Here is a 17,249-nt window from a genome sequence, read left to right as displayed (position 1 = left end):
TCTCCCCTCTTCTCCCCCTCCTTTCTCCTTCTCCCTCCCCCCCCCCCCCCCCCCCCCCCCCCCCACCGCGATGGTGCGGCTGTTTAGGCTGGGTCGGTCGAGCCTTCGGCTGCCGGGGTGGCGTCGGACGCTGACGCGGCGTCGGCTGCCAGGGTCTTCCGGCGGCGGTAGAGCTGAACACCGATCGCGACGGGGATCGCGGCCAGCGCGGTTGCACGCATCCAGGGCCGGTCGAGGACGTGGCCGGTAACCGAGTCCAGGGACACAGCGCCGGCGCCCGCGATGGCGAATGAGGTGGCAGCGAGTCCCAGCACGGCCGGGTATTCGAAGCCTCCCTCTGTCGCGAAGAAACCGTTTGGCGTGTGGACGCTTGCCGCGACACCCATGGTCGTCGCGGCAGCAGCACCGGCAGCCGGGGTGCCGAGCCCGACGGCGAGTGCCAGACCCGCGCCAGCCTCACCCAATCCGGCAAGGACGGCGCTGGTCTTTGCCGGGCGGAAACCCATGGCGTCCATACCCTTGCTGGTTCCGTCGATGCCTCCGCCGCCGAACCAGCCGAACAGTTTCTGTGAACCGTGGGCGACGAGGACGCCGCCAAGGGCTACCCGGAAGATGGTCTGCGCGGCGGTTGCTGCAACCGGCGTGTTTGTTTGGTACGTCATGGTATTCCTTCGGTGGGGGGTGTGGTGCTGCGGACAGCTCCCCTTCTATAAGGCATCCCGGAGCCAGTTTCTTCCCCGGAAGCCGAAACCGGTCAGGACCTCCGGCGGGCGCGCAGCACCGCATCGTGGATGGTCAGGGCCTCGCCGTCGTGGGTCTGCACCCGTTCCCGCGACTCGGTCACCATGTCCCACTGCCCCGGATCCAGGAGCAAACCAATCTCCTCAGCGGTGTAGAAGAGGTCGGAGCGGGGAGGCCGGTGCGCGCCGGATTCCATGTCGGTCGGGTGGTGGCCCACGATCAGCAGGGTGCCGCCGGGCGCGACGGCGGCCGCCAGCCGGGTAAATAACGGTTCACGCTCTTCCTTGGGCAGGTGCATGAACTGGGCCGAGATGAGGTCGAAGGAGGACACCGGGGGAGCCCACTCCAGCAGGTTCTGGCGGGTCCAGGTAATCCGCGCGGCCGACGCTTGATCGGTTGCAGCATTCTCGGCACCGCGGGTGAGGGCCACCTGGGAGATGTCGACGGCGGTCACCGTCCACCCCTGGCGGGCGAGCCAGATGGCGTCTGCACCTTCTCCGCAGCCGACGTCGAGCGCAGTTCCCGGCGTCAGCTCGGCCACCTCGGTGACGAGTTGTGCGTTGGGCTGTCCGCTCCAGACGGAGGGCCGATCGTTGTAGAACGCGTCCCAGTACGTCTGGTCGTATTCGGTGAACGCCTGCTCGGGGGTGTCGTGCGGCTGGTGGTCGTGGGAGGTCATGAGGCGGTCACCTTTGAGGTTGAGTCGGTTTGGTCGAGGCCGTGGTGTGCCGCGAGGTCGCGCTGCAGTTCCTCTTCCATAGGACCATGTTAATCATCGCGCCGGTCCACGAGCCATCGGCCGCCGACGCGAGCACCCGCGGCAGATATCCGACGGCGACTAGCCGGACGACCGCTCGTCGCACCACACCCGCAGATGGGCCCAATCTGTCAGCCACCCATTGACTGTTCCTGTGGTCAGACCTAAGGTCTTATTCGTTGGTAGAAATCTTATTCCACAATGTGGAAGTGCTTCGTCGTGTGAAACGCGCGGTCGGTGGCGTTCATAGTCGTGGAGTCATTCGGTAGCCTCAGTCAAAGGGGACTGGTTTATGGACAATCTTGCGGTGCTTAGTTTGTTGGCGTTGGCGCCGATCCTGGTAGTGGGGGTATTGCTGGCGGGGTTCCGCTGGCCAGCGAAATACGCCATGCCGGTCGGCTACGTTTTAGTGGTGCTCGTGGCGCTGCTTGTTTGGGAGATGGATTTCACGGGCATTCTCGCGGCGTCGCTCGAAGGGTTGATCGTCGCCGCGACCCTGCTCTATATCGTCTTCGGTGCGCTGCTGTTGCTCTCGACGCTCACCATCGGTGGCGCCATGGCGACCATCAGGGCGGGCTTCAATAACATCTCGGCCGACCGCCGGGTGCAGGCCATCATCATCGGTTGGCTGTTCGGCAGCTTCATCGAGGGTGCGTCGGGCTTCGGTACGCCGGCCGCCGTCGTCGCCCCGTTGTTGCTGGCCATGGGCTTCCCGGCGATGGCAGCCGTCATGGTGGGTCTGATTATCCAGAGCACGCCGGTGAGCTTCGGCGCCGTCGGTACGCCCATCCTGGTGGGTGTGACCAACGGGCTGGGCGGAGACCCGGCAGTGGGTGAGCGTATCGCCGTCCTCGGGCTGACCATGCCGGAGTACGTCTCGAACATCGGTTTCCAGGTCGCGGCCATCCACGCGATTGTCGGCATCCTGATCCCGCTGATCCTGGTCTGCATGCTCACCGGTTTCTTCGGCCCGGAGCGGCGTTTCCGCGACGGCCTGGCCGTCTGGCCGTTCGCCATTTACGCGTCGCTCGCGATGACCATCCCGTATGTGACCGTTGCGCGTTTCCTCGGACCGGAGTTCCCGTCCCTGTTCGGCGGACTGATCGGGCTGATGCTGGTCATGTTCACCTCCAGCAAGGGCTTCCTGATGCCGAAGGACACCTTCGACTTCGGGCCGCGCTCCTCCTGGTCCGACCGCTGGATGGGCACCATCGAACCGTCCGAGGCAACCGACGTCCGGACCCACATGAGTATCATCAGCGCCTGGTCGCCCTACGTGCTGATGGCGGTCCTGCTGGTCGGCACCCGGGTGATCGCTCCGCTGAAGGAGTTCCTGACCGGAATCCAGATTCCCTTTGAGAACATCCTCGGCACGAGCATCACCACCAATGTGCAGCCGTTCTACTCGCCGGCGTTCCTGATGATCCTCGCCGCCATCTTCGGTTACCTGATTCACCGGATGAGCGGGAAGCAGATTGCCCAGACGCTGAAGGTGTCAGGAAAGCAGTTGGCTGGCACCGCCGTCGCCCTGCTGTTCGCCGTCCCGCTGGTGCGGGTGCTGATCCAGTCTGGTCCGGACCTCAACGACTCGGGCCTCTCAAGCATGCCGGTCACCCTGGCCGAGGGCGCCGCAGCCATTTCCGGTGTCTCCTGGCCGGTCATCGCGCCGTTCATCGGCGCGCTGGGGGCGTTTGTTGCCGGGTCGAACACCGTGTCGAACCTGACCTTCGCCCAGTTCCAGTTCTCCACCGGTGTGGCCATCGGTGTTCCGCCTGAGCAGGTTGTCGCCGCACAGGCGGTGGGCGGTGCCGGTGGTAACCCGATTGCGATCCACAACATCGTTGCGGCCTCCGCGACCGTTGGCCTGCTGGGCCGGGAGGGTGACCTGCTGCGCAAGACCATCCTCGTGACCCTGTACTACTGTGTGGCGGCGGGAGCTGTTGCGTCGCTGTTCATCTTCGGTCTGGGCCTGAACCTCGGCACCTTTGTGCTGGTGGGGCTGCTGATCGGGCTGGTCTTCCTGGCCCGATGGATGATGCGCTTCCAGGGCAAGGATGCGCTCTCGCTGGTCGGCGGTGGATCCGGGAATGGTGATGGTTCTGTCAATAGTGATGGTGCGACGACCGGTAGCGGTTCGACCACCCACCGTTCGACCGGGCGCGGTTCGACCACCCGCGGTTCGACTGGGCGCGATTCGGCACCGGGGGATGACGACGTCGACAACCGGGATCGGCTCTAAGCCACACCGGCGTGTCTAGGTCACTCCGCAGGGCCTAGACACGACCAACGAAGGGGCGGCATCCACAGAACCCGGATGCCGCCCCTTCGCTCGTCACAAAGAAGTGCCCGAACCGCACGGCGTCCACGGAAGAGTGGTCAACCCGCAGGATTGCTGTTGGGCGACCACTCTTGTGCGGCTACGGCACTTCTCTGCGCGCCAGCCTGTTTCGTCTTCGACACACGGGCTGGCCCGCACCAGAGAAAAGCGCACAAAAAAGAAGGGCGGCCCGGGTAACCGGACCGCCCCTCGCGAAAGACCTAGATGGCCTTGCCGGGGTTGAGGAGTCCATGCGGGTCGATGGCGTCCTTGATGGACCGCATCACGTCGAGGGATACCTCGCCCAGTTCAGGCAGCAGCCAGTCACGCTTCAGCAGCCCGATGCCATGCTCACCGGTCAGGGTGCCCCCGAGGCTCTTCGCCAGGTAGAACATCTCGCCGAGAGCGACCTTCGCCGGCCCCTCGGTAACTGAGTCCTCGGGATTCAGGACCAGCATGGGGTGCAGGTTGCCGTCCGACGCGTGGACCACCGAGTAGATCCGCACCCCGGTGCGCTCGGAAATGTCCTTCAATCCGACCGCCACCTCGGCCAGCCGACCGCGCGGCACACCGATATCGCCGATGGACACCCGGCCCAGTTTCTCCAGGCAGGGAATGGCCTCCCGGCGGGCAGTGATGAGTTCCGCGGCGTGTTCGTCGTCCTTCGCCTTCTCAATCGAGGTGGCGAACGGCCTGATGGCCTCGATCAGCACATCCTGTTCCAGGTGGGCGCCGTACCCGTCGGTCTGTGCCAGCAGGAACGCTCCGCCCTGCGACCGGTAGGTGGTGCCCATGGCCATATCGATCGCCTCGAGCGTCTGACCGTCGATCAGCTCCAGCATGGACGGCTGAATCCGGGACGCGATGACCGCCGATGCCGCCTGCGCCGCGGTGGCGAAGTCCGGGAAAAAGGCAGCGACCGTCGCCGTCGCGACCGGAAGCGGGCGGAGCCGCAGCGTCGCCTCGGTGACGACGCCGAGCGTCCCCTCGGAGCCGACGATCAAGGCGTTAAGGTCATACCCCGAGACGCCCTTCATGGTTTCGCGGCCGGTCCGGAGCTGACGGCCATCGGCGAGCACCACGTTCAGTGACAGCACCGCGTCCCGGGTGACACCGTATTTCGCGCACCGCATGCCACCGGCGTTGGTGGCGACGTTGCCGCCGATCGAGCAGATGGATGTGCTGGCCGGATCCGGCGCGTAGAACAGCCCGTATTCTCCGACGGCGGCGTTCAGATCGGCGTTCAGGACTCCGGGTTCGACGACGGCGAGCTGCTCTACCGGGTCGATGCGCAGGATCTTGTTCATCCGGGACACGTCGAGAACCACTTCGCCGGACCGCGCGGAGGCGCCGGCGGCCAGCCCGGTGCCAGCACCCCGGGTGACGATCGGGGTACGGTGGGCGGCGGCCAGCCGGAGGGTGGAAACGACGTCGTCGGTGGTCTCGGCGAAGACAACCCCGTCCGGCAGGGACTGCGAAACGTAGCCGGAGCGGTCGGTACTCGCATCGCGCCGGTCTGCTTCGGATAGGGAAGCTGACCGTGCCCCGGCCAGGACGGCTGATGTGGAGCTGGTGTGCAGTGACATTGGCGTAAAACCCCTTTGTTGTACGGATCAGCGGTGATCAATGACGGTGCGATTATTCGCATCGTGGAAGAACACTTCTGCTGATTGGATAAAATCCTAGGGGGTCTCACGGGGCGGGTCAATGTAGCTGCGCCGAATGCCCCCGCCTGTGCGCCGGAAGGATGCCACTGCCCCGAACCCAATGGGAGGTTCTGACCAGGCCCGGCGGGTCAATGAGACGCGGCCGGGTGTCGCGCTGCGGCGCAGTTCGCCTACGCTACAGCCGAGGCCTGACTATTCGCCGGGCTGTACTCGGCCCGGACCAGGATGGGGAGGTGGTCTGAAGCGCCGCGCGGCAGGGTCTCAACGCTCTGGATGTCCAGCCCGCGGGAGGTCGCGAAATCGAAGTGCCCCCGAAAGACTCGGTACCGGGTATAGGTCCTCAGATCGCTGAGCGACAGGTCGTACCCGGAGTCCTTCATATGCCTGGTAAGACGCTGCGTGAAGAACGGGTAGTTGAAATCGCCCAGCATGAGGGTCGCTACACCAGTGCCCATCCCGAGGAGCTCGGCGTGCGAGGCGTGGATCTGTTTGCGGCGCAACGAATTCGACGCCGTCAGCGGAGCAGCGTGGAAGGATCCCACCACGAGGCCCTGATTGGTCTGGTTTTCGATGAGCTGGAGCCCGATCAGTCGCTCATGTGCGGGAGCGAGCACACGGTCGTGAAGCGACTTTTTCAGCATCATGGCCCTGGTATGAACCGCTGTGAAGCGCTCTTCCCGATAGTAGAGGGCAAGCCCGAGCCGGTTTTCCCGCGTGGCAATCGCCAGCTGCAGGTCGCCCACAGTTGCTGGCAGGTCGGAGGCATCGCACTCCTGAAGGCACAGCAGATCGACTGCGTACCGCTGGACAAGGTCCTCCAACTCATCGCTGGCCTTGTGTTCGCGCAGGTTGTAACTGATGGCCCGTATCAGGTGAACACTCCTTCATCTGGCTGCTGACAGCACGATTATTGTACGCACCTCAACGATAGTCAGGGTAGGAGGGCTGTTGGTCTGGCTGCGGACAACAGATCACTGACTGAGCTTGCCCCGCCCGGGTCTTCCCGGCGCGCCTTCGTGGCATCGAAGCATGCTGTGCTTGGCTCAGCACATGGGTCATGAGCAAACCAGTGCCGCGGTCGCAGCTTTTGGTACGTCGATTAGCCTGATTGATGTGCTGACCGCCGTCGGTATCCTGGTTGCGGCTGGTGTGACGGCGTTCGTGCTGCGCAGAATCATTTTGCGTCGCTCCCGAACCCAGCAGAGCACCCATCTTTCAACCTGGTATACCCTGTCACGGCTGGTTGCCTACACCGTTCTGGTGATCGGCTTCTTCCTGGCGATTTCGGCGCTCGGGGTGCCGCTGAGTGACTTCGCCGTGTTGGCTGGTGCTCTGGGGGTGGGCCTCGGTTTTGGGCTACAGGCATTGTTCAGCAACTTCATTTCGGGCGTGGTGCTGCTGCTCGATAAGTCGCTGAAGATCGGCGATTTTGTGGAACTCGAGTCCGGCGTGACCGGCGAGGTGCGCGACATCAAGATCCGGGCGACGACGATCGTCACCAACGACAACATTGACATCCTGGTTCCGAACTCCGAGTTTGTCTCCGGCCGGGTGGTGAACTGGACTCACCGTGACGTGCTGCGGCGGCTCCGCGTGCCCTTTGGGGTTGCCTACGGCACGGAAAAGAACGTGGTGAAGAAGGCGGCCCTGGAAGCTGCCGCAGCCGTGCCCTTCACCCTTCATCTCGACGGCCCCCAGCGGCCGCAAGTCTGGCTCAGCAAGTTCGATACGAGCTCGCTGAACTTTGAACTTGTCGTCTGGCTCAACCCCGAGGCCACCAAGAAGCCGGTGGCCGTGACGGCGGCGTACAACTGGGCACTGCACTCCGCCCTGCAGGCGCATGGGATCGAAATTCCGTTCCCGCAGCGCGACTTGCACGTCAAGACGCTTTTCGGTCTCAGTGACGATGATGCCCGGCGTGCACTGGGACTGGCCGAGAACGTCACCCCAGACGAGGCGGGAACCCGGCACTCACAGCCGTCAACCGGGGGTGAGGATAAAGACGACAACGACCACAACGACGCCGCCGACGATGTGGGTGCCGACAATGTCCCCGATGACACCGCAGCCGAGGTGCGCTCGGCTACGGACGATTGACCCGCCCCGCCGGTGCGGCTAGGAGATCTGCAGCCCACCGTTGATGTCGTAGGTGGCGGCGGTGATGTAGCCGGCGTCGGGGCCCACGAGGAAGCAGATCAGGGCGGCGATGTCGTCGACGGTGCCGACCCGGCCCATCAGGATGTCCTTGGACATGTCCTGCTTGCGTTCCTCGGTGAGGGTGCCGCCCATGATGTCGGTGTCCACCGGTCCGGGAGCCACAGCGTTGACGGTGATGCCGTGCTCGCCCATTTCGCGGGCCAGCGCCCGAGTGAAGCCGATGATGCCGGCCTTCGACGCGCTGTAGGCCACCTTCGAGTAGGTGCCGCCGCCACGCTGCGCCGAAATCGAGGAAATGCTGACCACGCGGCCGAGCTTCCGCTCGATCATCCCGTGCAGAGCGCGCTGCGTGACCAGGAACGTGCCGGTCATGTTGACGGCGAACACCCGGTCCCAGGCCGCCTTGGTCTCCTGCATGAACTCGGTGGGGGAGCTGATCCCGGCCAGGTTGACCAGCGCGACGACGGGCGGCACCGAAGCTTCAACAGTGGTCAGAGCCGCATCAACCGAGGCCTCATCCGACACGTCAGCGGCGACGCCAACCGTCTGCACTCCGTGGCGCTGCGCAATGTCCGCAGCGGCTTCTTCGGCTGCGGCACCGTCGATGTCCAGGATGGCGATGGACCAGCCGTCGCGGGCCAGCCGGTCGGCTGTCGCGCGGCCGATGCCGCGGGCCGAGGCTGCGCCGGTGAGGACTGCTGTGCGTTCTGTCGGGAAGGTCATGTGGTCTCCTGTTGTTGTTTTTCCGGGTGAATGAAGTGCTCGTAGTCGTCGTACGTCTGGTTGATGTGGGCCTGCATCGCCCTGCGTGCCACCTCGGGGTTGCGGGTGCGGATCGCGTCAAGCACCAGGCGGTGGTGCTCGATGGCGTGCTGCTGCACCTCGTGGAAGGACGAGGTTTCGCGCCGCATCGTGTACAGCAGCTGGCTGAGCGGTCCGAGGATCACCGGCACAAAGGGATTCGCCGAGGCGCGGAAGATCGCCTCATGAAACGCAAGGTCGGTGGCTGTCACAGCGTCAAGGTCCTTCGCCTCATGCGCTGCCTGCAACGCGACGTTGGCTTCCTCCATTCGCGCGAGGTCCTCATCGGTGGCGTGCAGGGCGGCCAGTTCGGCGGCTCCCGTTTCCACCATCCGCCGGATTTCGAGGAGCCGCAGCGAGATGTCGGGGGAGTCGGCGGTGGTCGACGCGTACCTGACGATTGCCTGCAGATCGGTCCACTGGGCCGCCGGATTCACGTAGGTGCCAAGCCCCCGTTTGATCTCCACGATGTGCTGCGCCTGGAGCTGCTTGAGCGCCTCGCGCACCGTCAGCCGGCTCACCTCGAGGGAAGCGGCCAGATCGTTTTCCGGGGGCAGCGCGGAGCCGGGTGGAAAGGTGCCGTCGATGACCTGTTCGAGGAGATCATCAAACACCGACTCAGCGAGCGGCTTCCGTGCCATCTGCATCCCCTCCAACGGTCCTGCGCCGGGGTGCCACCACTTTGATCACTGCTGAATCATCGGCGGTACCCAACCCCTGCGTCTGGCCCAGTAGGAACAGCTGCTCGGCGGCCGCAGCCACCGGCGCCGCGAGTCCCGCACTCCGTGCGGCCTTGCCGACGATGCCGAGGTCCTTCACGAAGATGTCCAGCCGGCTCAGCACGTCGGCGTCGCCGTCGTACCCCTGCACCATGCGCGGACCGCGGTTCGAAAGCATGAACGACGACGCCGCCCCGGTCTCCAGTGCGGCCAGCGCCTGCTGCTGGTCCAGTCCGAGTGCATCGGCCAGGGCCAGCGCCTCAGCGGCTGCGGCAATGTGCACACCACAGAGCAGCTGGTTCACGGTCTTCATCGCCTGACCGTCACCGGCCTTGCTCCCCACCACGGTCAGCGTGGAAGCAAGTCGCTCCAGCACGGGACGCGCCGTCTCCAGGGCGACGGGGTCGGCGCCCACCACGATCAGCAGGTCGCCTTCGCCGGCCCGCACCGGGCCGCCGGATAAGGGTGCGTCGACCAGCGCCACGCCCAGGGCGCCGAGCCGTTCGGTCCAGGAGGCGACGGCGTCCATCCCCACGGTGCTGGTCATGACGACGACGGCGCCCGGTGTCAGTGCCGGGGCAATCCCGTCCTCATCGAAGAGGACACCTTCCACCTGGGCGGCGTCACGGACCGCGAGCAGAACCAGCCCGGCGCCGCTGACGGCGTCGGCGGCCGTCGTGGCACAGGTCAGCCCGGTCGCTTCGGCCCGTTCCCGTGAGGCTGGCATCGGGTCATACCCGGTGACGGCGAACGCACCGGCCAAGCGGGTTGCCATCGGCAGGCCCATGGCACCGAGACCGAGGACGGCAACAGTATTAGATGTCATCGGGTGTTCCAGTCGTAGTGGGGGAGGCGGTAACGGGCGAGCGGAGGATGTCCACCACCTCAGCGAGGGAGTCGTCGGTGCCCACGTTGCCGGCGAAGACCACGAACGGAATGGAGCGCGCCGGGCCATCGGCCGGCTGCCAGAGTGAGACGATGCCGGGCAGCATGGGGCCACGTACCAGGGCATGCCGGATGGACAACCCGTGGGCGGCGACGTCGGAGGAGGTGATCCCGCCCTTGGCAATCACAAACCTCACGGGAGCCGTCGCGATGGTGGAGCTGACGACGTCGACTATTGCCTGCGAAATGGTGCGGGCGAACTGGAGGCTCTGCTCTGGATCGTTGGAGCGGATCAGGCGGCGGCTGGTGTGCAGGATGACTTCGCCGTGGGGGAGACCGACGACGACGGCGCGCACCGCCTCGGCCACTCCGGCATCCCGGCGTGCGGGATCGAGGACGGCTTCGACGTCGAGCTCAACGAGGCGGGCCTCGGGTCGCCGGGCCACCAGGGCATCCAGCTGCCGGGTGGTCAGCCCCACATGGGAGCCCACCACAATGAGCCCGCCCGAGTCCGGGGTCTCCAGGTCGGCGAAGACTTCCTTCGCCGTCAACGGTGGACGCTCTTTCTGGCCAATCCGGGCCCGCACAAAGGGTGGCCCCACGCGGTAGAGCAACTTCTTGCCCCGGCGTTCGGCTTCCTCGAGACCCAGGGCCAGAGCACGAAGGTCATCCTCGGTGACGGCATCGACGACGATCGGGACGGCGTCGGCCGCCTGATCGAGGGCATCGGCGATGCCCTGCGAGCCGCCGCGGATGGTCGACAGATCCAGCCGGATGACGCTGCTGGCGGAACCGCCGGTCTTCTCGGCCACGTAGTCACTCAGGTCCGAGGACGTGAACCCGAAGGTGGCATCCTGGGCGAACTCGGTGTCGGCCACGGGGGTGAGCGCGCCGTCGTTCCCGCGCAGGTAGTGGACGCTGCCGATGGTGACGCGACCGGCGTCGGGAAAGGCTGGAACCATCACGACGCCGTCGGTCTCGGTGCCCGCGAGCGAGAGCAGGGTGGCGGCGATGACGTCGGTCTCGAGCGGGAAGTGACCGCGGAGGGTCGAGTCGCTGCGGCTGACGAACCCGATGGTGACTCCGGCGGCCGTGGCGGCGTCGAGGGAGTTGGTGACGATTTCCCGGTTGCGCGACGCGGTGGTTTCCGGGTCGAGACTGCGGGTGTTGGTGAGGACGTAGACCGCTGGTGCCGGTGCGCCGCCGATGCGCTGGGCGAAGGCCCACGCGAAGTCGCTCGGCTCCCAGGAGGTGAGGACCGGCAGGTTGGCGACGGACTGGGTGCCGGTCGGGTCGTCGTCGAGCACCACCAGGATCCGTCCGGATGCCTGTACGGCGGCAGCGATCACCTCCGGCTGGATGGCCTGGACAGCTGGGTAGCCGCTGAGTAACTCTTCTTGGAGTATCACTAGTCCGCACTTTCGTCACTGGGTCTTCGCCACAGGCACTTGTCAGATGTCTTATGTCTGGTGCTATTGTGACAGGCAGCACAGTGCCCGTCAAAAGAATCGACCAGGCCGGTGTGAACCCCTGAGGTGGCAACGAGGCCTGCTCAGTGACCGAGGAGCAGTACGTGGATATACAACTTCTTTTGGCGCTCGTCCTGGGTATCGCCACCATCATTGTTTTGGTGCTGAAGACCCGGCTCGATGCGTTTGTAGCACTCTTGATCGCTGCGCTGGTGACCGGCATTGTTGCTGGCCAGGCGCCGCTGGATATCGTTTCGGCGATTACAACCGGCTTTGGCAACACCCTGGCATCGATCGGCATTGTGATTGGCCTGGGCGTCGGGATCGGAAAGATCCTCGAAGTGTCGGGGGCCGCCAACTCGCTGGCCATGGCCTTCCTGAAGCTCTTCGGCAAGGGCCGCGAGCCCTGGGCACTGGGTAGCGTGGGCGCGCTGGTGTCCATCCCGGTGTTCTGCGACTCCGGCTACGTCATCATGAACCCGCTGGCCCGCTCGATTGCACGGGTCAAGCGCGCCGGGTACATCACCCTCGCGCTGGCCCTCGGCTGCGGCATGACGCTGACCCACCACCTGGTGCCTCCGACGCCCGGCCCGCTCGCCGTCGCCGGCATCCTGGGCGCCGACCTCGGTGCCTTGATCCTTGCGGGTCTCGCGTTCACCGTCCTGCTGCTGCCGATCGTCGTCTTCTACGCTCAGTGGATTGGCCCGAAGATCGAGCCATCCATGAACGAAACGGTTCGCGAGGCTGTCTATGGCACGTCCCACGCCAGGACCGGACGCCGTAGCGGCGGCACCGCTGTTGCCGACCACGACGGCGTCGCCGGCACCGATGACGATGCTCCGTCGATGGACATCGACAACACCACCCTCGGCACACCTCCTGCGGGCGCCAAGCCGCACCGGGTAGGCGCTTTCGTTGCGTCGCTGCCGCTGCTGGTTCCACTGCTGCTCATCATCCTCAACACCGTCAGCGGTGCGATCGACCAGAACAACCAGGGCGTTGTAGGCACCGGGGAATACACCCCGTCATCATGGGTTGTTCCCCTCGCGTTTATCGGTAACCCGGTTGTGGCACTGGTGATCGGCGTCATCCTGGCCGTCTACGTGCTGCTGCCCCGCTGGACCCCGCGTTCGAAGGTGCAGGGCTGGTTCGGTGAAGCTGCCGCCTCGGCCGGTCTGATCCTTCTCATCACCGGTGCCGGTGGTGCACTCGGTCAGGTGCTGCGTAGCTCGGGTGTGGGCGACGCCCTCGCCGAGGCAATCGCCAGTACGCCGCTGCCGGCGTTCCTGGTGCCGTTCCTGATCGCCACGCTGGTTCGCATCGCTCAGGGTTCGGGCACGGTAGCGATGATCACCGCGGCGTCGGTGACCGCGCCGCTGGTCGGCTCGCTCGGTATCGATCCGATCGTTGCGGCGCTGGCCTGCACGGCCGGTTCGATGGTGTTCAGCTACTTCAACGACTCCTACTTCTGGGTAGTCACCCGCTTCGCCGGTCTTGACGGCGTCGCGGCTCTCAAGGGCTGGTCAGGCATCACGACGGCGGTCTGGGTCGGCTCGATCCCGCTGCTGTTCATCGCCAACGCGATCCTCGGCTGATCTAGCTGGTTCTATCAACGGTGGCCGGTCGGCTCGGGTTTATCTCCGAGTCTCCCGGCCACTGCTGTCTTAAGGGGATCTGATCCGTAGGCTATCTGATGTAGTGGTAGCGGCACTGGGCAACCCGGATCTCGTCCGCGACCACCTTGTAAACCAAACGGTGCTCGTCATTGATACGACGGGACCAGTACCCCTGAAATCCGTGTTTGAGTGGCTCGGGCTTACCCATGCCCTCGTTCCCGTTCCGCTGGATGTCCTTGATGAGGACGTTGATCCGCTTCAGGATTCTGCGGTCTTCGGTTTGCCACCAGACATAGTCGTCCCATGCCCGCTCATCCCAAAGTAAGGTCATTCGGCAAGCTCGCGGGCGACGCCGTCCCCTCGCTCCAGGTTTTCGATGGCACCAAGGAGTCGGCGGGCATTCTCCGGGCTGCGGAGCAAGTATGCGGTTTCCTTCAGTGACTGATAGTCCTCAAGGGAAACGATGACTACCGGCTCCTTCCCCGCGCGGGTGATCACCACTTCTTCGCGGTCGTCGAGGACTGCATCTAGGGTTGCGGCGTAGTTGGCACGTGATTCTGAGTAGGTCATGGTCTTCATAGCATTCTCCTTACGTACGTAATATTGTACGCTCTGGAGTTTGTCTTGTCGCGGGTTCCCCGCAGCTGTTCATCACCGACTCGATCTTTGGCTGATTCAGCTCTTCCCCGAAGTTCTGATCCATGATGCCTACAGCTGGGGGACGCAGGGCCCGGTGCCGAGTAGTGCGAGGCCCGCTTGATCGCCGTCGCCCAGGGTGGTGAGGCCGTTGTTTCCCTCGTGCATGAGCTGGGTTGGGTCATCGACGTGATCGAGCCCGACGACGTGAGCTAGCTCGTGCACGATGATGGCTCGCACCTGATTGCGACCATCCGGGTATTGAATGATGTTGGTAAGGTCAGGCGCGTCGAGCTGGACCTGGCCAGCGACATAGACAAAGGGCTTGCCAGGAGTATGAGCGTAGGGGCTGCCGCCGAGACCGGCGACGTCCCCTTCCAGGCCAGGGATCTCCGCCGGGCTGGTCCAGGTGATCAGGATGGGTGCCCATCGTTTGCCGTAGCGATCAGGCTGGTAGGTCTCCCGGTCCTCACTGGGCGCTTCGGTGGTGGTACCTCGGTAAACGAACGTTAGTCCGGTGGCAGCCGATATGTCGGCGACGGCTTCCTCAATCAGTCCGTCGGATCCGGTGGGAGCGAAGTCGGGCCGGACCACATAGTGCAGAGGCCGGCACGGATCGTAGGCCACGAAATCTTGCGAATCCTCGGGCGACTCCATCAGCGCAAACTGGGCCGATCCGTTGGTGGCCGGCGGTAGACCAAGAGGAGTATCCGAGGCGTCGACGCCGCGGGGCGGAACGGGGGAACCTGGGAGATAGGGGAGGGCTACGGCGAGGATGTACCGGTCGAAGACGGTCGGCGTCAGGTAAAGGCCAACAACAAGGGCAATTACCCCAAACGTGCCGAGTCTCAGTCCGCGGCCGGACGCCCGGCGTCGTTGCCTGCGGATACGCTTGGGTTTGGCGTCGTTGTCCTGATGAAACCAGTCACGATCCATCGCCCCCATGGCACTGCTTCCCCCGAGATTTCTGCTGTTCCTGGTTCAGCATTACCGATGCCATCGTGTGGAAGGTGTTTCCTTCGGCAATCCTGATGGAACGCTGAGCCAAGTTTCGAAGTAGATCCCAGGGTCCACCGTAGGCTTCAATCACGAGCATGAGCCGGGGGACATCATGCGCTGGGGTCCAGGCGTTCAAGTTCTTCTACCTGTGTGTCGCGTTGTACCTATTCGTCCGCGTTAGCACTCCATGGAGAACAAGTGAAAACAATCAGAGCCGCCGTCATGATGCTGGCGGTGCTGGTTATCGGCGCTGGCACCGTCGTCGCACCGACCCAGGCAACCGCCGCGACAACGTTCCGGGATGTACCGTCCACCAGCCAGTTCCACACCGAGATCACCTGGCTGGCTACTCAGGAGATCTCGACGGGATGGCCGGACGGCACGTTCCGACCATTGCAGTCGGTAGCCCGTGACGCGATGGCTGCCTTTCTATACCGGTTGGCCGGCGAACCGGTATACACGGCACCCACGCAGTCGTGGTTTACCGATGTGCCGGTGGGCACCAAGTTCTACAAGGAAATCCATTGGCTTGCGTCGGAGGGCATCACGACGGGCTACCCGGACCGCACCTTCAAGCCTCTCAGCTCGGTCAACCGGGACGCGATGGCGGCTTTCCTTTACCGTTTCTCCGTTGAGCCAACGTTCACTGCCTCCAGGACTACAGCGTTCCGCGACGTGCCCACCAAGAACATGTTCTACAAAGAGATCAGCTGGCTCGCGAACACCGGCATCACCACCGGTTGGCCAGACGGTCGATTCCTTCCGCTACAGCCGGTGAAGCGCGACGCCATGGCCGCCTTCATGTATCGCACCAAGACCGAACTTCCGCTGAACCGTCCAGCCGAATACGGCTCCACTGCTATCCAGGTGCTGCAGACCATCCCAGTCAAGGGCCGGGCTCCGAAAACCGGGTACGACCGCGACAACTTCGGGCCGTCCTGGTTTGATACCGACAACAACGGGTGCGACACCCGCAACGACATGCTGAAGGCCCAACTCACGAACATCACCTACACCTACGGAACTTGTCAGGTAGCAACGGGTGTCCTGAACGATCCCTACACCGCTATGGTGATCAACTTTGTTCGCGGAACCAGCACCAGCGCCAAGGTGCAGATTGACCATGTTGTCGCGCTTTCCGATGCGTGGCAGAAGGGTGCACAGCAGCTAAGTGCCGACCAGCGGCTGATTTTCGCCAACGATCCACTCAACCTGCAGGCCACCGATGGTCCGACGAACGGGCAAAAGGGCGACGGCGACGCCGCCACCTGGCTGCCGCCGAACAACTCCTATCGGTGCACGTACGTTTCACGTCAGATCTCGGCCAAGGCAATCCACGGCTTATGGGTGACTCAGGCGGAGCGCGATGCGATGGCAAATGTGTTGAGCACCTGTGCCGGGCAACCAGCAGCGGTGACCCAGCCGGCTCCGGTTGTGCTGACTCCGGCACCAAAGCCGGCACCAGCCCCAAAGCCTGCACCAGCACCAGCACCAGCACCGAAGCCGACCCCAGCGCCAAAGCCAGCGAATCCCGGAGATACCAAGAACTGCGGTGACTTCAGCACCTGGCGAGAAGCGCAGAACTGGTACGAGAAGTACTTCCCCTACTACGGCGACGTAGCTCGGCTCGACCAGGACAAAGATGGCATCGTCTGTGAGTCACTTCCCGGCGCACCGTAGGAACCGTCAGTAAGCAAGCGACCTGAGTAAGCGAGGCGCCTGGGGCGGGGATCGAAGCCGCCGGCCGTCGCACTTAGCGTACACAGTGGGTTATCGATACAGGAGATCTTTCTAATGCGTCCGGACGACAAGTTATCAGGGCTGTTGCGGGAGGCTTACCAGCCTTGCAGCAACTTCGGAACCTGCCGCGAAGCGCAGTGGGACCCGGAGTCGGGGCACATACCGCGCGGTTTCCTGGGCGCGACAGGTGCGCTCGACGACGTCGAGCTCGTAATGGTTTTTTCGGAACCGGGGCATCCGCATCGCGGCGAGGTTTATAACTCTGAGGACAGTCCGGACACGTTGCTTGAAAATGGGATGCGTCATGCTTATGAATCATTCGCGAATGGGACGGATCTGTTCCATCGCAATGTCCGCTTGTTTATGGGGCAGCTTTACCCCAATCTCACCTTTGAGGAGCAGCTTCGGCACGTCTGGCTCACTGATGGTCGCCTATGTTCGATCGACAACGAGATTGGCAGGGTGAGTGGTCGCATATGCGCTGAGCGCTACCTTCGCGCCGAACTGGAGATGCTCCCGAACGCCACAGTCGTCGCCTTCGGCGGGAAGGCGCACGACTATGTTCGGCGCTTGAAAATCGAGTACGTGAAGGCGTACGCGTTGGCGCCTCCTGGTGCCAATCACAAGCCTGCGCGGCCGAGCTGGGAAAGGGCGCTCGAAATTATCGAGTCCCGGCGGCGCCAGTGCTAGGACTACCGTCGTAAATTATCCCCGTAATACGGTCCGATTACGGGATAGCTTCTCC

The 17,249-nt window shown here is 64.1% G+C and carries 16 protein-coding genes; 5 read left to right on the top strand and 11 right to left on the bottom strand.

The window, feature by feature from the left end; genetic code table 11:
* Positions 1-83: 83 nt before the first annotated feature.
* Together ACX80T_RS15270 and ACX80T_RS15265 are read right to left on the bottom strand one after the other, a co-directional pair.
* Entirely contained in the window at positions 84-662 is a 579-nt protein-coding gene (locus ACX80T_RS15270) for a DoxX family protein (protein ID WP_019481870.1), read from the bottom strand.
* A gap of 92 nt (positions 663-754) precedes the next feature.
* Positions 755-1,420 (bottom strand): class I SAM-dependent methyltransferase, encoded by a 666-nt coding sequence (locus ACX80T_RS15265; RefSeq protein WP_459304868.1) that lies wholly within the window; start codon positions 1,418-1,420, stop codon positions 755-757.
* A gap of 370 nt (positions 1,421-1,790) precedes the next feature.
* Between ACX80T_RS15265 and ACX80T_RS15260 the strand changes: the two genes are divergently transcribed.
* Positions 1,791-3,737, top strand: a complete 1,947-nt coding sequence (locus tag ACX80T_RS15260; protein WP_459304867.1) for an L-lactate permease — start codon at positions 1,791-1,793, stop codon at positions 3,735-3,737.
* A gap of 299 nt (positions 3,738-4,036) precedes the next feature.
* On the opposite strand, the gene ACX80T_RS15255 is transcribed toward ACX80T_RS15260, so the two are convergent.
* Together ACX80T_RS15255 and ACX80T_RS15250 are read right to left on the bottom strand one after the other, a co-directional pair.
* Entirely contained in the window at positions 4,037-5,401 is a 1,365-nt protein-coding gene (locus ACX80T_RS15255; RefSeq protein WP_019481866.1) for an FAD-binding oxidoreductase, read from the bottom strand.
* A 251-nt stretch (positions 5,402-5,652) separates the two neighbouring features.
* The gene (locus ACX80T_RS15250) at positions 5,653-6,351 is read right to left on the bottom strand and encodes an endonuclease/exonuclease/phosphatase family protein (protein ID WP_035766393.1); all 699 of its coding nucleotides are present in this window, start codon (positions 6,349-6,351) and stop codon (positions 5,653-5,655) included.
* A gap of 160 nt (positions 6,352-6,511) precedes the next feature.
* Between ACX80T_RS15250 and ACX80T_RS15245 the strand changes: the two genes are divergently transcribed.
* Positions 6,512-7,579 carry a mechanosensitive ion channel family protein gene (locus tag ACX80T_RS15245; protein ID WP_459304866.1) on the top strand — a complete coding sequence of 356 codons (1,068 nt, stop codon included), beginning with the start codon at positions 6,512-6,514 and terminating at the stop codon, positions 7,577-7,579.
* 18 nt (positions 7,580-7,597) lie between these two features.
* Here ACX80T_RS15245 and ACX80T_RS15240 read toward each other — a convergent pair whose 3' ends face one another.
* From ACX80T_RS15240 to ACX80T_RS15225, 4 genes are read right to left on the bottom strand one after another with little or no spacing between them, the layout of a single operon-like run.
* Positions 7,598-8,362: an SDR family NAD(P)-dependent oxidoreductase gene (locus tag ACX80T_RS15240; RefSeq protein WP_459304864.1), complete on the bottom strand. Its 765-nt coding sequence runs from the start codon at positions 8,360-8,362 to the stop codon at positions 7,598-7,600.
* The gene (locus ACX80T_RS15235; RefSeq protein ID WP_459304862.1) at positions 8,359-9,081 is read right to left on the bottom strand and encodes a FadR/GntR family transcriptional regulator; all 723 of its coding nucleotides are present in this window, start codon (positions 9,079-9,081) and stop codon (positions 8,359-8,361) included. The genes ACX80T_RS15240 and ACX80T_RS15235 overlap by 4 nt, the downstream gene beginning before the upstream one ends.
* Positions 9,059-9,985: an NAD(P)-dependent oxidoreductase gene (locus ACX80T_RS15230; protein WP_459304861.1), complete on the bottom strand. Its 927-nt coding sequence runs from the start codon at positions 9,983-9,985 to the stop codon at positions 9,059-9,061. The genes ACX80T_RS15235 and ACX80T_RS15230 overlap by 23 nt, the downstream gene beginning before the upstream one ends.
* Positions 9,975-11,453 (bottom strand): four-carbon acid sugar kinase family protein, encoded by a 1,479-nt coding sequence (locus ACX80T_RS15225; RefSeq protein WP_459304860.1) that lies wholly within the window; start codon positions 11,451-11,453, stop codon positions 9,975-9,977. Before ACX80T_RS15225 ends, ACX80T_RS15230 begins: the two co-directional genes overlap by 11 nt.
* A gap of 164 nt (positions 11,454-11,617) precedes the next feature.
* On the opposite strand from ACX80T_RS15225, the gene ACX80T_RS15220 reads away from it, so the two are divergent.
* Positions 11,618-13,108: a GntP family permease gene (locus ACX80T_RS15220; protein WP_459304859.1), complete on the top strand. Its 1,491-nt coding sequence runs from the start codon at positions 11,618-11,620 to the stop codon at positions 13,106-13,108.
* A 91-nt stretch (positions 13,109-13,199) separates the two neighbouring features.
* On the opposite strand, the gene ACX80T_RS15215 is transcribed toward ACX80T_RS15220, so the two are convergent.
* The 3 genes from ACX80T_RS15215 to ACX80T_RS15205 form a co-directional block, all read right to left on the bottom strand.
* Entirely contained in the window at positions 13,200-13,460 is a 261-nt protein-coding gene (locus ACX80T_RS15215) for a Txe/YoeB family addiction module toxin (RefSeq protein ID WP_459304858.1), read from the bottom strand.
* Positions 13,457-13,708, bottom strand: a complete 252-nt coding sequence (locus ACX80T_RS15210; RefSeq protein ID WP_024476658.1) for a type II toxin-antitoxin system Phd/YefM family antitoxin — start codon at positions 13,706-13,708, stop codon at positions 13,457-13,459. Before ACX80T_RS15210 ends, ACX80T_RS15215 begins: the two co-directional genes overlap by 4 nt.
* 129 nt (positions 13,709-13,837) lie before the next feature.
* Complete coding sequence (locus tag ACX80T_RS15205; protein WP_459304857.1) at positions 13,838-14,710, bottom strand: M10 family metallopeptidase domain-containing protein; 873 nt, start codon at positions 14,708-14,710, stop codon at positions 13,838-13,840.
* 252 nt (positions 14,711-14,962) lie between these two features.
* Here ACX80T_RS15205 and ACX80T_RS15200 point away from each other — a divergent pair, with 252 nt between their 5' ends.
* Both ACX80T_RS15200 and ACX80T_RS15195 read left to right on the top strand, forming a co-directional pair.
* Positions 14,963-16,444, top strand: coding sequence for an S-layer homology domain-containing protein (locus ACX80T_RS15200; RefSeq protein WP_459304856.1), 1,482 nt, complete (start codon positions 14,963-14,965; stop codon positions 16,442-16,444).
* A 114-nt stretch (positions 16,445-16,558) separates the two neighbouring features.
* Positions 16,559-17,194 (top strand): hypothetical protein, encoded by a 636-nt coding sequence (locus ACX80T_RS15195; RefSeq protein WP_459304855.1) that lies wholly within the window; start codon positions 16,559-16,561, stop codon positions 17,192-17,194.
* The last annotated feature ends 55 nt before the right edge of the window (positions 17,195-17,249 follow it).

Source organism: Arthrobacter sp. Sr33, from assembly GCF_054511195.1.
The sequence above is the reverse complement of the archived record's forward strand: the minus strand, read 5'-3'. Positions and strand labels throughout refer to the sequence as shown.